This window comes from Sphingomonas sp. C3-2 (genome assembly GCF_033025475.1).
Lineage (GTDB): Bacteria > Pseudomonadota > Alphaproteobacteria > Sphingomonadales > Sphingomonadaceae > Sphingobium_A.
This window is the reverse complement of sequence record NZ_CP130322.1, coordinates 3515267-3529048: the sequence shown is the minus strand read 5'-3', so window position 1 is coordinate 3529048 and position 13782 is coordinate 3515267. Positions and strand designations below refer to the sequence as shown.

The following is a 13782-nucleotide window of genomic DNA, read 5'->3' as shown; positions in this document are numbered from 1 at the left end:
GGGAGGCACCCTGGCTGTGCGGACATTGCTTGGCTCTACGGTCACGCGGTGTTCGAGGCAACCGCAAGAGCCTGTTGCCAAATGAACACAGGGTTAAGGAATCTATCCTCAAGTCCAAAACGGTCGATGACAATCGGCGGTCCATTGCGTAGCGTCTCCTTACTGAAACGCAGGCAAAGCCGTGGTTCGGGGAGGGCTTCGCCCAGCGGAACGTTTAAGGGGACGTTTCGACAGTGTGCTGAAGCCAACCAAAGGGGGCTGACGATTTATCGTCACGCGGGTGCCCGGATCGGAAACGATCCGGGCATTCGGCTTTTCAGGGCAGCCGCAAATTTGCGCGCCGCCCCTCTTGAACGCCGATTTTTCCATACCAGATTGAGTACACCGGGCCGCCCGATGGGGCCCGGGATAAACGGGATCGCCTTGGAAGGGATTCCGCAGAATGTTCATTTTGCTCATGCGAGGATTTGAGACATGCGTGCTTTCGACTTTACCCCCTATCGCCGTTCCACCGTTGGTTTCGACCGCCTTTTCGACCTGCTCGAAAACAGCGCGCGTCAGCAGCAGAGCGACAATTACCCCCCCTTCGACCTCGAGCGCCTGAGCGAAGATCGCTACCGCATCACCCTGGCGGTGGCCGGTTTCCGGCAGACCGAGATCGAGATTGTTGCGCAGCAGAACCTTTTGCTGGTCAAGGGCAATAAGGACGGCGCCAATCAGGACCGTTCCAACTTCCTGCATGTCGGCATTGCCAATCGCAGCTTTGAACGCCGCTTTGAACTCGCCGATTTCGTGCGCGTCGAAGCCGCTTCGCTGCAGGACGGTTTGCTGACGATCGATCTGGTTCGCGAAATCCCCGAGGCGATGAAGCCCCAGAAGATTGCCATTTCCGCCGGTGCGCCCGCGGACGTGGAGCAGATCACAGCCCATCGCGACGCCGCCTGACCCGTATCACCAGGAAAACGCCCGGGCCAAACACCCGGGCGTTTTCTTTTCAATCAAGCGCCTCGGCGATATCGGTGAGCGCCTGCCCGTCGACGATACGGATACGCCCACCCTCCAGCGCAATCACCCCGGTATCGGCCCAAGCGCCAAGCTGGCGGTTGATCTGTTCACGCGACATGCCCGCGAACATGCCCAGTTCGCTCTGGCTGAGATCGAGGCGCAAATGACCGCTGAGATCCTGCCCGTCGCATAGCCGGACCAGAAAGCGCGCAAGACGCGGCCCGGCCGTCAACGCACGGTCGCTCTCGATCGTGGCATTGGCCTGGCGCAGGCGCAGCGCGAGTTCGCGCATGATTCGGATGGCAAGCCCGCTATGCGCGGCGACGACCGCTTCGAAGCTATCCCGAGCAAGGCGAAGCCCTGACGCATCGTCGATCGCCGTGGCCGTCGCGGTGCGCTCCCCCCCGTCAAGCAGTGCGATTTCACCGATCACGGCGCCCGGCTCAGCATAATCGAGCACGATTTCGCGGCCGTTGCTGGCGATCATCGAGATGCGTGCGCGTCCCGACAGGAGGATGACAAGCGCATCGCCTTCATCGCCCTGGCGGACGATGTCGGTGCCCTTGGCGAATTTGACGAGCATGCCGCGCGCGAGAATGGCTTCGAGTTCGGCGGCACTGGCCGATGCGAAAATCGAATGTTGCGGGAGGATTGTCGCCAGTTGATCGGCATTCATGAAGACGCTCCGCATGCCTTTGGAATTGCCTTCAAAAGCCTATTGGAGACGTCCTGTCACCCCCTTAAAGAAAAAGGCCGGTATGGACACCCCGAAGGATGCCCATACCGGCCCGATTTTCTTCACCGTCGGATCAGACCAGTCGGCTCTGCTTCACGGCGGCTTCAATGAAGCTTGCGAACAGCGGATGCGGATCGAACGGCTTCGACTTGAGTTCAGGGTGGAACTGAACGCCGACGAACCACGGATGATCCGGGCGCTCGACGATTTCGGGGAGCGCGCCGTCCGGCGACATGCCCGAAAAGACGAGCCCACCCTTTTCAAGCGCATCGCGGTAATGGACGTTCACCTCATAGCGGTGGCGATGCCGCTCGCTGATGTCGGTGCCGCCATAGATCGTCGCGACATGGCTGTTGCCGGTGAGCGACGCAGGATAGGCGCCGAGGCGCATCGTGCCGCCCAGATCGCCCCCCGCTTCGCGCAGCTGCCGGCCCTCGGCATTTTCCCACTCGGTGATGAGGCCGACAACGGGCTCTTCGGTGGGGCCGAATTCGGTGGTCGACGCCTTGGCGATGCCCGCGGTGTTCCGCGCGCCTTCGATGCAGGCCATCTGCATGCCGAGGCAGATGCCGAAAAACGGCACATTGCGTTCACGCGCGAACTTGATGCTCGCGATCTTGCCTTCCGAACCGCGCTCACCAAAGCCTCCGGGGACGAGAATGGCGTGGCAGGGCTCAAGCGCTGCCGCGATATCTTCTTCGTCCTTTTCGAACAGCTCGGCGTCGATCCAGCGGACCTTCACCTTCACGCGGTTGGCGATGCCGCCATGGACCAACGCTTCGTTGAGCGACTTATAGGCATCGGCCAGGCCGACATATTTGCCGACGACGCCGATCGTGACTTCGCCTTCGGGGTTGCCGAGACGATCCATGATATCGTCCCAACGGCTCAGTTCAGGCTGGGCGCTGGAATCGAGACCAAAAGCGCCGAGCACCGCGTGATCGAGCCCTTCGGCATGATATTGCAGCGGCACGCCGTAGATGCTCGACGCATCGAGCGCCGGAATGACCGCGTCGGTGGGCACATTGCAGAACAGCGCGATCTTTGCGCGCTCGCTTTCGGGGAGCGGACGTTCGCAGCGGCAAACCAGCACATCGGGCTGAATGCCGAGCGAAGTGAGATCGCGCACGCTGTGCTGCGTCGGCTTCGTCTTCAGTTCACCCGCCGCCGCGATATAGGGGACGAGCGTGACATGGACGAAAACGCTGTTGCTGCGGCCGAGATCGTTCCGAAGCTGGCGGATCGCCTCCATGAAGGGAAGCGATTCAATATCGCCGACCGTGCCGCCGATTTCGCAGAGCACGAAATCGACATCGTCGGTTTCGTTGCGCGCGAATTCCTTGATCGCGTCGGTAACGTGCGGGATGACCTGAACCGTTGCGCCGAGATAATCGCCGCGACGTTCCTTGGCGATGATCGTCTGATAGATGCGACCCGAGGTGATATTGTCCGACTTGCGGCTGGGAACGCCGGTGAAGCGTTCATAATGCCCGAGGTCGAGATCGGTTTCAGCGCCATCGTCGGTCACATAGACCTCGCCGTGCTGGTAGGGAGACATCGTTCCCGGATCGACGTTCAGATAGGGATCGAATTTACGAATGCGTACGCGATACCCGCGCGCCTGCAAAAGGGCAGCAAGACTTGCCGCCATGAGACCTTTGCCGAGCGAGGAGACCACGCCGCCGGTGATGAAAATGAACCGCGCCATGGGAGTAAAGGCTTAGACCTGTAAATGGGGTTTGGGCAAGCGCCCGAATCTGGCGCTTGCCGCTAAATCATGCGTCAAGACCTCAAAAACAGAGGTCTGGAAGCTCAGTTGGTGTTTGTGGCGTTGCCCGCAGGGGTCGTCAGGCTGACGACCGGCGGTGCCGCGACCGGCTTGGCCGCAGGAGCCGCCGGCTTGTCGGCTGCTTCCTTTTTCGGTGCAGCGTCTGCCTTGGGCGTTGCCGCAGGGGCTGCCGTCGGTGCAGGAGCCGGGGCCGGTGCGACCGCACCCGCAAGCGGGTCGTTGGTCGGTGCCGGCAGCGGCTGTGCGGGCTGAACGGCCGAGGGTTCGCGGACGAGCGAGGTATCGAGAGCTTCCCCCGAACCGCGCATCGAGGCGAGAGCCGCCAGGAAAATGCACATGAGCACGAAGAGCGTTGCCAGCACCGTAGTTGCGCGCGTCAGGAAATCTGCCGCACCACGCGCCGACATCAGCCCCGAGGGGCTTCCGCCCACGCCAAGCCCACCGCCCTCAGAGCGCTGCATGAGAATCACGCCCACGAGAGCGGCTGCAATAATGGCGTGAACGACGAGCAGGAAAGTGAACATGGATGCGAAAGCCGCCAATCAGAAATGATGAAGCGCTGCCCTTACCTGCTCGCGCTTCTTAGTTCAACACATCAGGCAATTACCCAGCCAAAAGCTCAGGCGCCGGCCTCGATAATCGGAATGAAATCAGCAGCCTTCAGGCTGGCCCCGCCAACGAGCGCGCCGTCGACATCGGCCACCGAAAGCAGTTCCACCGCATTCGAGGGCTTGACCGAACCGCCGTAAAGAATGCGGACCTTGGCGCCTTCTTCGCCCAGCAGATCGACGAGCTTGGCGCGGATCGCGGCGTGAACCTCGGCCACATCGGCGACCGAAGGCGTGCGGCCGGTGCCGATCGCCCAGACGGGTTCATAGGCGATGACCAGCGTTTCGCCCGAGCCCGAACCGGGGACCGAGCCATCGAGCTGCTTGTTGACGACGTGCAGCGCCTTGCCGGCATCGCGTTCCGCCTCGGTTTCGCCGACGCAGACGATCGCGGTCAGCCCGGCTGCAATAGCAGCTTCGGCCTTGGCGCGGATTTCGCCGTCGGTTTCATGATTGTCGGTACGACGTTCGCTGTGGCCGACGATGGCGAGCGTGGCGCCCGCTTCCTTCAGCATGGCTGCCGAGATGCAGCCGGTGTGCGCGCCATTGGGGGCGGCGTGACAGTCCTGCGCACCGATTGCCAGCGTCGGCTGCCGTTCGGCGGCCGGAGCGATCAGCGTGAAGGGCGGGCAGATTGCAACGTCGACGCTGCCATTGGCGGCAGCGGCCTGAGCAATTGCATCAAGTTCAACCAGCTGGGCACGATCGCCATTCATCTTCCAGTTTCCGGCGACCAGTTTGCGCAAAGCCATTACATGCTCCTTGGTGATTCCGGGGCTGCCAATATCGCCGATACCTTGTCGAGGGAAGTTCTGCCGCCTAAAGCAACGCTTCACATTTTCTTTTTCGGGCTTCGGGCTATCGCATGATCCAGTTTTTCCGGCGCATCTTCAATTCCAAGATCGGGCTGATCGGCAGCTTCATTTTCATCGCCCTAGTGGCGGTTTCCTTTGCGGGATCCGACATTTCCGGCTCGATGAACGGCTCAGGCACATCGCTGGGTAGCGGCGTGGTCGCCGAAGTCGGCAAGCACGACATCTCGAGCGAAGAACTGCAGATGCGCGCGCAGAACCAGCTGGATATCCAGCGCCGCGAGATGCCGGGGCTCGACATGACGACCTTCATCAACGCCGGCGGTTTCGAACAGACGCTGGAACAGATGATCAACGTCCGCGCACTTGACGGCTTTGCCGATCAGGCGGGCTTTGCGGTCAGCCGCCGCTTGGTCGACGCCGAGATCGCTGGAATTCCGGCATTTAATGGCCCGGGCGGAAAGTTCGATCGCACGACGTTTCTTTCGGTTCTGGCGCAGCGCCGCGTGACCGAAAAGCAGCTGCGCGGCGACATCGCCTCGGACCTGTTGACGCGCCAGATGCTGGTGCCCACCGGTGCGGTATCGCGCGTACCCGCCCTGCTCGCCCGCCCCTATGCCGCCCTGTCGCTTGAAGAGCGCAGCGGCATGGTCGGCTTCGTGCCCTCTGCCGCGCTGACCGACGGCGCCGCACCGAGCGACGCCGAACTGACCCAATATTATAACCGCAATATCGGCCGCTACACGGTGCCCGAGCGCCGCGTGATCCGTTACGCCGTTTTCGACCGCGCGATGCTGGCCGCGAAGGCCAAGCCGACCGAAGCCGACATTGCGGACTATTACAAGGCGAACGCAACCCGCTACGCCGCCAGCGAAACCCGCAACATCACGCAGGTGATCTTGCAGGATCAGAACGCCGCGCGCGCATTCGAAACCAAGGTTCGCGGCGGCACGAGCTTTGCCGCCGCCGCCGCGCAGGCCGGGCTGGAAGCATCGACGCTGACCGAACAGAGCAAGCAGGCCTTTGCCGGGCTCAGCTCCGAAGCGGCGGCGAATGCAGCCTTCGCCGCCGCACAGGGCACGGTCCTTGCGCCGCAGCGTTCGGGCCTTGGCTGGCACGTCATTCGCGTCGACGGCGTCAAGACGATCCCCGCCCGCTCGCTCGAATCGGTGCGCGCCGAAATCAATCAGGCGCTTGAGAAGGAAAAGCTCGACGCCGCACTTTCCGATTTTGCTGCGAACATCGAGAACATGATTGCAGACAAGGCGACCTTCGACGAGATCCTGAAGGCCAACAACCTGACCGCGATCACCACGCCCGCAATCACCGCAGCAGGCGTTGACCCGGACAATGCAGACTTCCGTCCCGATGCGTCCTTTGCGCGCTTCCTTGAACCCGCATTCGAAATGTCGGCCGATGACGATCCGACGATCGAAACGATCGAAGACGGCAACCGATACGCGCTGACCGATGTCGAACGCGTGATCCCGGCGACGCCGCGCCCGCTGGCGCAGGTGCGTGCGGCCGTGACCGAAGCGTTCAAGCTGGAACGCGCTTCGGCACGTGCCAAGGCGATCGCCGACGCGATCGTGGCGAAGGTGAGCAAGGGTATGCCCCTTCCCCAGGCAATGAACGAGGCCGGCGTGAAGCTGCCGGCGCCCGAGCGTATCGGTGGCAAGCGTTCGGAAATCAGCGCTTCGGGCCGCCCGGTTGCGCCGCCGCTGACGCTGCTCTTCTCGATGGCCGAAAAGCGCGCCAAGCACCTTGAAGCGCCCGGCAAGCAGGGCTGGTTCGTCGTCTGGCTCGACAAGATCACGCCCGGCGACATCAACACGCAGCCCCAACTGGTGGACCTGCTGCGCCGCGAGATGAGCCGCGCGATCGGCCAAGAATATACCGAGCAGTTCGTCAACGCGACCAAGGCAGAACTCGGCGTGAAGCGCAATGCCGAAGCCGCCGCCAAGCTGAAGCGTCAGCTGGCTGGCAGCGAGTCCCTGGCACAATGAGCGTTGCTGTACGCGAAGCGCTGGAGGCTGGCCGCCCTGCCCTGATATGGAAGCGTCAAATTGCCGATACCGACACCCCGGTATCGGCGGCGTTGAAGCTGATCGAGGCCGATCGCGGCGATTATCTGCTGGAATCGGTTGAATGCGGCGAGACCCGCGGGCGCCACAGCCTGATCGGGCTGGCGCCCGACCTCGTATTTCGGGCCGAGGGCCAGAAGGCCGAGGTTAACCGCCATTGGTTGAGTGACAAGGCCGCGTTCGAACCGCTTGAGAGCAATGCGCTCGACGCGCTTCGCGAACTCGTTTTGCAATGCCGGATGGACGTGCCGCAGGAACTGCCCCGCGCGCTTGCCTGCCTGGTCGGCTATTTCGGTTACGAGACGGTGGGGCTGGTTGAAAAGCTGCCGCGTCCGCCCGAGAACGCGCTGGGCCTGCCGGACATGCTGTTCGTCCGCCCCACGGTGATCCTGATCTTTGACCGGCTGGCCGACGAGCTTTTCCTCGTTTCCCCGGTCTGGCCCGAGACGCCCGGATCGATCGACGACAAGATCAGGCTGGCCGAGGAGCGGATCGAGGCGACGGCGGCCCGACTGGCCGCCCCGTTGCAGCGGCCAGAGCCCGCGACGGATTTGCCCGAGATCGTCCAAACCCCGGTGCTCGCGCCGGGACGTTACGGCGAAATGGTGGCGGCGGCGAAGGAATATATCGCGGCTGGCGATATATTTCAGGTGGTACTGGCGCAGCGTTTCTCGACGCCCTTCACCTTGCCGCCTTTCGATCTTTACCGATCGCTGCGACGGATAAACCCGTCGCCCTTCCTCTATTATCTCGACATGCCCGGCTTTTCGATCATCGGGTCGAGCCCGGAGATCCTGGTGCGCGCGCGGGACAATGAGGTGACGATCCGCCCGATCGCGGGCACCCGCCCGCGCGGCAAGACGGCCGCCGAGGATGCGGAGAACAAGGCCAGCCTGCTCGCCGACCCCAAGGAACGCGCCGAGCATCTGATGCTGCTCGATCTCGGCCGCAACGATGTTGGTCGCGTGGCAACTGCGGGCAGCGTGCAGGTGACCGAGAGCTATACGGTCGAGTTCTACAGCCATGTGATGCACATCGTATCGAACGTGGTGGGGCAGCTCGATCCGTCGAAAGATGCGATCGACGCGCTGTTTGCCGGTTTCCCGGCGGGCACGGTTTCCGGTGCGCCCAAGGTGCGGGCGTGCGAGATCATCGCCGAGCTGGAACCCGAAACGCGCGGCGCCTATGCTGGCGGGGTAGGCTATTTCTCACCCGACGGATCGATGGACAGCTGCATCGTCCTGCGCACCGCCGTGGTGAAGGACGGCATGATGCATGTGCAGGCCGGCGCCGGAATCGTCGCGGATTCGAACCCCGAATATGAGCAGCGCGAATGCGAGGCCAAGTCCGGCGCACTGTTTGCCGCCGCGCGCGAAGCCGTCCGCATCGCTGGGGAGGCTCGCTTCGGACAATAAGGTGCGGGCCCTTTCGATGGGCCCGCAATCTTCTTTCGGCAGCAACGCCGCGCCCGGAAGGAAGCAAAAGCTTCCCCCTGCGCGCGCGACAGGATAAAGCGCCCGCCATGATACTCGTCATCGACAATTACGACAGCTTCACCTGGAACCTTGTTCATTATCTGATGGAGCTCGGCGCCGAGGTGCAGGTTGTCCGCAACGACGCGATCAGCGCCAATGAAGCGATCGCCACCGGTGCCGATGCCTTTCTGATTTCGCCGGGGCCGTGCACCCCCAATGAGGCGGGTATTTCGCTTTCACTGGTGGCTGCGTGCGCGGCGGCGAACAAGCCGCTGCTCGGCGTCTGCCTTGGCCATCAGTCGATCGGCCAGCATTTCGGCGGCCAGGTGATCCGCGCGTCCGAGCTGATGCACGGCAAGACATCGCCGATCACGCATGACGGCACGGGGCTGTTCGAGGGGCTCCCCTCGCCGCTCACGGCCACCCGCTACCACTCGCTGATCGTGCCCGATGAAGGCATGCCTTCGTGCCTGCGCGTCAATGCCCGCACGGCCGACGGCGCGGTGATGGGCTTTGCCCATGAAACGCTGCCGATCCACGGCGTCCAGTTCCATCCCGAAAGCATCGCCACCGAATATGGCCATGAAATGCTTGCCAATTTCATGCGGATTGCCGGGCTGAAGGTGGCGGAACGGGCATGACTGTTTCCGTATTGCTGCCCGATGCCTCGGCGCCCCTCGATTCCGAAACCGCGCTCGCGGCGTTCAGCGACATTCTCGACGGCAAGGCCGCTGAGGACGAGATCCAGCGTTTTCTGACCGTAATGGCGGAGCGTGACGAGACCTCGGTGGAAATCGCCGCCGCCGTGCGCGCGATGCGCCAGCGACTGATCCCAGTGAGCGCGCCCGAGGGCGCCATCGATGTGTGCGGGACCGGGGGCGACGGATCGCACAGCCTCAACATCTCGACCGCGGTCGCGATCGTGGTGGCCGCCTGCGGTGTGCCCGTCGCCAAGCATGGCAACCGCGCCGCGTCGAGCAAGGCGGGATCGTCCGACACATTGGAAGCGCTTGGACTGAACCTCGACCGCGCGTCCGAGACCGCCGAGCGAAGCCTGGCCGATATCGGCATCGGCTTTTTGTTCGCGCAGAAACATCATCCCGCGCTCGGCAAGCTTGCTGGCGTGCGCAAGGCTATCGGCCGCCGGACCATCTTTAACCTGACCGGGCCGCTGTGCAATCCGGCCGGTGTAAAGCGCCAGTTGCTGGGCGTTGCGCGCCCCGACTTCCTGAACGTGGTTGCCGGCGCGATCGAACTTCTTGGCCTCGAATCGGCGATGCTGGTGGCAGGCGACGAGCCGCTTGACGAACTGTCGGTCTGCGGGCCCAGCACGATCGTGCGCATCGGCGCCTGTGGCCACGGCACGTCGCGATTGACGCCTGAGGATGTGGGGCTTTCCCGCCATCCTCAGGAAGCGCTGCGCGGCGGCGACGCGGTCTTCAACGCGGCGGCGCTGCGCCGGCTGTTGCTGGGCGAAGAAGGCGCATATCGCGATGCCGTGCTGCTGAACGCCGCCGCTGCACTCGTTGTCGCCGGACGCGTCGACAGCTGGGAAAACGGCGTCGAAGAGGCGCGCGAGGTGCTCGACAACGGCGTGGCCAACACGCTTCTTGATTGCTGGATTGCCTATAAATGACCAACAAGCTCATCGAAATCTGCAACACCAAGCGCGACGAGGTCGCCCGGCGCAAGGCGCTGACGAGCCTTGGCGAACTGGAAGCGCAGGCTGCGCGCCAGACGGCGCCCCGCGGCTTTCGCGCCGCACTGGATGCCAAGGCGCGCACCGGCCATGCAGTGATCACCGAGGTGAAGAAAGCAAGCCCGTCCAAGGGCCTGATCCGCGCCGATTTCGATCCGCCGGCGCATGCCCGCGCCTATGAGCGCGCCGGGGCGGCATGCCTTTCGGTGCTGACCGATGAGCCGTATTTTCAGGGCGCCGATGCCTATCTGGTCGCCGCGCGCGAGGCGGTTTCGATCCCGGTGCTCCGCAAGGATTTCATGGTCGACCCCTGGCAGGTCGCAGAAGCGCGTGCGCTGGGCGCCGATGCGGTCCTGATCATCGCCGCGGCGCTGACCGACGCCGAAATGGTGGCCATCGAGGACGAGGCGATCCGTTTCGGCATGGACGCGCTGATCGAAGTGCATGACACCGAGGAACTGGAACGCGCGCTCACGCTCAAATCGCGCCTCATTGGCGTGAACAACCGCGATCTTCGCGATTTTTCGGTCAGCTTCGAGCGCACCTATGAACTGGTGGGCAAGGCACCGGCGGGATGCACCTTCGTTGCGGAAAGCGGGCTACGTACCAAGGACGATCTCGACGCGATGGCAAAGCACGGCGTCCACTGCTTCCTTGTCGGCGAAGCGCTGATGCGCGAAGCGGATGTCGAGCAGGCGACGCGCGCATTGATCGGGACGGCCTGATAGCGAGCGGAAGGAACGAACTATCGGGCTTCGCTTGACGCGGCCCGATATGTTTCCTACACGTTCCTCATTCGTTCCATTCGAGAGGCGCGCCGTGCTCACACGCAAGCAACATGAGCTTATCTGCTTCATCAGCGACCGTTTGACCGAGACGGGTGTCTCTCCTTCGTTCGAGGAAATGAAGGAAGCGCTGGACCTCAAGTCCAAGTCGGGCGTGCACCGCCTGATCAGCGCGCTCGAAGAACGCGGCTTCATCCGACGCTTGCCCAATCGCGCACGCGCGCTTGAGGTCATCAAGATGCCCGAACGCGCCGATGCTGCCCCCTCCGCACCGGTCACGCCGCAGGTTCCCGCCGCCAATCCCGCAACGGAACTCAGCCGTCCGCTTCCCCCGGCGGCGAACGACGTGCTCGAAATCCCGCTGCATGGGCGCATTGCAGCGGGCCTGCCGATCGAGGCGATCGAAAGCCACAACATGCTCTCGGTGCCGGCCGCCTTGTTGGGAACGGGCGAGCATTATGCGCTTGAGGTTTCGGGCGATTCGATGGTCGAAGCGGGCATTCTCGACGGCGATTACGCGCTGATCCGACGAACCGATGTGGCGCGCGATGGTGAGATCGTTGTCGCATTGATCGAGGACCATGAAGCAACCCTCAAATATTTCCGCCGCGAAGGCGCGATGGTCCGCCTCGACCCGGCAAACCGCGCCTATGATCCGCAGCGTTACAGCCCCGATCAGATCCGTATCCAAGGCCGACTGGCAGGACTGCTACGGCGTTACTGAACCGCGCCCACAGCAGCGTTCTCCCATGGATGATCGCTGCCCGGTTGCCTGACAGTCGATACGCGGCGCCCCGCAAGGGTGATCGCAAGCCCGCCGGTTCTGGCAAGCAGGCTCCGGTCGATCTTGAGCCATGCCGGGTGGCACCAGGACGGCAAGCGGCGCTCGCTGACGACAATATTTGCGAGCGCGCAAGCGGGTTCGAGTTCTTGCCGGGGAAGCAGATAGGAACTGCGCAGCGCAAGGATGCGCCATGTTCGTCCCCCATCCGCGACTTCCATGACACAGCTGTCCGGCGTGCAGCGCGCCGCACCGGCTTGGTCGAGCGAGATCAATTCCTGCTGCGTCCCGGCGCTTTCCCCGAGCGTGTTGCGGACATAATTGCCAGCGCGATCACGCAGGATTGCGTAGCCCTGCCCTGGCGTGCGTATGGCGAGATGACGACCATCGCCCGTGACGAGCAGATCGGGCGCGGGCGTTGCGAGCATCCATCCCATGCCGAGCGCCAAGGGGAAAATCCCGGCCCAGCGAACGCGCGTGCGCCAGAGGCATATCCATAACCCGCCAGCAACCGTCAGCGCGAACGCGCCGGTGGGGATGATCGGAATGCCGAGCACCGCCCCCGGCAGCGCCGCCGTATAATGCGCAACCCCGAGCAGCAGGCCGAGCGCCTGCCCTGCCCCCCACCAGAATGGCGCGCCCAGACCCACAAGGTCGAAGACCAGCGCGAGCGCCTCAAGCGGCATGACGACAAAGGTGGTGAGCGGGATGGCAAGGATATTGGCCAGGGCGCCGTAAACACCGGTCTTGTGGAAATGGAACATCGCGATCGGCATCAATGCGATTTCGACGGCGATGCCGGTTGCCAGCAACCCGAAGAGCGAACGCGCCAAAGTCATTGGCATCGGTTCATCGCGGCGCGCGAGAAGTGCCTTCATCCGAGGGTGTTCGTGCAGCGCGACGAGCGCGGTGACGGCAGCAAAACTCATCTGGAAGCTGGGGCCGACGAGCGATTCGGGCCAGAAGAGGAGGACGAACAACGCGCCGGTGGCGATGAGCCGCAGGGTGATCGCATCGCGCCCAAGTGCCAGCCCGCCCAGAACCAGCAGCGCGGCGATGCACGATCTGATCGTCGGCACCTCAGCACCGCTGAGCAGCGTGTAGCCGATGCCGGCCAAAGCCCCGGCGGCGGCTGAAATGAGGAGCAGCGGTGCATTCAGCGCCAGGCGTGGGCTGAGCGCCAGCAGCTTGAGCACGAGCAGCATCGTCGCGCCGACCACGGCGGTTACGTGCAGACCGCTGATAGAGAGCAGATGCGCAAGGCCACTCCGCCGCATCGCCTCTGCATCCGCTTCGCTGATGGCGCCGCGATCGCCGGTCACGAGCGCAGCGGCTATTCCCCCGGGCGCGCCGGGAAGCGCCTCATGAATATGCGCGGTCAGTCGGGCGCGAAAATCGCTTCCCCAGCGCGGTTTTCCAGCGGACAGGAGCGTGATCGGCCCCAATGCCCGGCCCGTGGCGCCGACACCCTGAAACCAGGCGATACGCGCATAATCATAGGCTCCGGGTACGGCCGCATCGGGCGGGGGCATCAGCCGGGCCTTGAGGCTCATCTGTGCGCCGGGTGCGACCACGACCGCAACCGGATCGGTGTCGACGACATTGATGCGTAGCCGTGGGGGCAGCTTTGCGTCGGCCACGGGCGCGACCGTAAGCCGTACAAGCCCGCGCGCCGGAAGTTTCTCAACCTTTTCGACCTCGGCGGAAAAAGTAGACACGACCGGGCGTTCGAGACGCGGCGCCGCCACCATTTCAGAACGCACGCCGATCAGCGCGACGCCAAGCGCGCCCGACAGCCCAAAGAGCAGAAGCGCCTTTCCCGAACGGCGGAACAGGCCGAGCGCGACGCCCAACAGCGCAAGCGCGAGAAAGGTGAAAATTGCCGCTGCCCAATGCGCCTGCGACGGCAAGACAAACCAGGCCGCGATGCCCGCGCCCAGCCCAATCGGCAGCCAGAGCGGGAGCTGATCGCGCTCCTTTTCCAACCAGGTTTCGATTGCAACAAGTG

General features: G+C 63.6%; 11 protein-coding genes and 1 pseudogene. 7 read left to right on the top strand and 5 right to left on the bottom strand.

Annotated elements, in window-relative coordinates; all coding sequences use genetic code 11:
* The first annotated feature begins 474 nt into the window (after positions 1 to 474).
* Entirely contained in the window at positions 475 to 945 is a 471-nt protein-coding gene (locus QYC26_RS16770; RefSeq protein WP_317513364.1) for an Hsp20 family protein, read from the top strand.
* Positions 946 to 994: 49 nt separating this feature from the next.
* On the opposite strand, the gene QYC26_RS16765 is transcribed toward QYC26_RS16770, so the two are convergent.
* The 4 genes and pseudogenes from QYC26_RS16765 to tpiA form a co-directional block, all read right to left on the bottom strand.
* Positions 995 to 1681 carry a Crp/Fnr family transcriptional regulator gene (locus QYC26_RS16765; protein WP_317513363.1) on the bottom strand — a complete coding sequence of 229 codons (687 nt, stop codon included), beginning with the start codon at positions 1679 to 1681 and terminating at the stop codon, positions 995 to 997.
* A gap of 133 nt (positions 1682 to 1814) precedes the next feature.
* Complete coding sequence (locus tag QYC26_RS16760) at positions 1815 to 3449, bottom strand: CTP synthase (RefSeq protein WP_317513362.1); 1635 nt, start codon at positions 3447 to 3449, stop codon at positions 1815 to 1817.
* 215 nt (positions 3450 to 3664) lie between these two features.
* Positions 3665 to 4054 (bottom strand): annotated as a pseudogene (secG, locus tag QYC26_RS16755) (preprotein translocase subunit SecG); the annotation flags it as partial.
* Between the two features lie 95 nt (positions 4055 to 4149).
* Positions 4150 to 4890, bottom strand: coding sequence for a triose-phosphate isomerase (tpiA, locus tag QYC26_RS16750; protein ID WP_317513361.1), 741 nt, complete (start codon positions 4888 to 4890; stop codon positions 4150 to 4152).
* 113 nt (positions 4891 to 5003) lie between these two features.
* On the opposite strand from tpiA, the gene QYC26_RS16745 reads away from it, so the two are divergent.
* The 6 genes from QYC26_RS16745 (at position 5004) to lexA (ending at position 11717) form a co-directional block, all read left to right on the top strand.
* Positions 5004 to 6956, top strand: a complete 1953-nt coding sequence (locus tag QYC26_RS16745) for a peptidylprolyl isomerase (RefSeq protein ID WP_317513360.1) — start codon at positions 5004 to 5006, stop codon at positions 6954 to 6956.
* Complete coding sequence (gene trpE, locus QYC26_RS16740) at positions 6953 to 8449, top strand: anthranilate synthase component I (RefSeq protein WP_317513359.1); 1497 nt, start codon at positions 6953 to 6955, stop codon at positions 8447 to 8449. Before QYC26_RS16745 ends, trpE begins: the two co-directional genes overlap by 4 nt.
* A gap of 107 nt (positions 8450 to 8556) precedes the next feature.
* Positions 8557 to 9150, top strand: a complete 594-nt coding sequence (locus tag QYC26_RS16735) for an aminodeoxychorismate/anthranilate synthase component II (RefSeq protein WP_317513358.1) — start codon at positions 8557 to 8559, stop codon at positions 9148 to 9150.
* The gene (gene trpD / locus QYC26_RS16730) at positions 9147 to 10145 is read left to right on the top strand and encodes an anthranilate phosphoribosyltransferase (protein WP_317513357.1); all 999 of its coding nucleotides are present in this window, start codon (positions 9147 to 9149) and stop codon (positions 10143 to 10145) included. Before QYC26_RS16735 ends, trpD begins: the two co-directional genes overlap by 4 nt.
* Complete coding sequence (gene trpC / locus QYC26_RS16725) at positions 10142 to 10933, top strand: indole-3-glycerol phosphate synthase TrpC (protein WP_317513356.1); 792 nt, start codon at positions 10142 to 10144, stop codon at positions 10931 to 10933. The genes trpD and trpC overlap by 4 nt, the downstream gene beginning before the upstream one ends.
* A gap of 94 nt (positions 10934 to 11027) precedes the next feature.
* Positions 11028 to 11717: a transcriptional repressor LexA gene (gene lexA, locus QYC26_RS16720; protein WP_317513355.1), complete on the top strand. Its 690-nt coding sequence runs from the start codon at positions 11028 to 11030 to the stop codon at positions 11715 to 11717.
* On the opposite strand, the gene QYC26_RS16715 is transcribed toward lexA, so the two are convergent.
* A complete protein-coding gene (locus QYC26_RS16715; protein ID WP_317513354.1) occupies positions 11711 to 13759 on the bottom strand; it encodes a ComEC/Rec2 family competence protein in 2049 nt (682 codons plus the stop codon). The genes lexA and QYC26_RS16715 overlap by 7 nt on opposite strands.
* Positions 13760 to 13782 lie beyond the last annotated feature (23 nt).

Excerpts from the sequence above, each read along its gene's own strand:
- tpiA (WP_317513361.1), bottom strand. The coding sequence starts at position 4,890 with ATGGCTTTGCGCAAACTGGTCGCCGGAAACTGGAAGATGAATGGCGAT.
- QYC26_RS16760 (WP_317513362.1), bottom strand. The coding sequence starts at position 3,449 with ATGGCGCGGTTCATTTTCATCACCGGCGGCGTGGTCTCCTCGCTCGGC.
- QYC26_RS16765 (WP_317513363.1), bottom strand. The coding sequence starts at position 1,681 with ATGAATGCCGATCAACTGGCGACAATCCTCCCGCAACATTCGATTTTC.
- QYC26_RS16735 (WP_317513358.1), top strand. The coding sequence starts at position 8,557 with ATGATACTCGTCATCGACAATTACGACAGCTTCACCTGGAACCTTGTT.
- trpC (WP_317513356.1), top strand. The coding sequence starts at position 10,142 with ATGACCAACAAGCTCATCGAAATCTGCAACACCAAGCGCGACGAGGTC.
- QYC26_RS16745 (WP_317513360.1), top strand. The coding sequence starts at position 5,004 with ATGATCCAGTTTTTCCGGCGCATCTTCAATTCCAAGATCGGGCTGATC.
- QYC26_RS16770 (WP_317513364.1), top strand. The coding sequence starts at position 475 with ATGCGTGCTTTCGACTTTACCCCCTATCGCCGTTCCACCGTTGGTTTC.
- trpE (WP_317513359.1), top strand. The coding sequence starts at position 6,953 with ATGAGCGTTGCTGTACGCGAAGCGCTGGAGGCTGGCCGCCCTGCCCTG.
- trpD (WP_317513357.1), top strand. The coding sequence starts at position 9,147 with ATGACTGTTTCCGTATTGCTGCCCGATGCCTCGGCGCCCCTCGATTCC.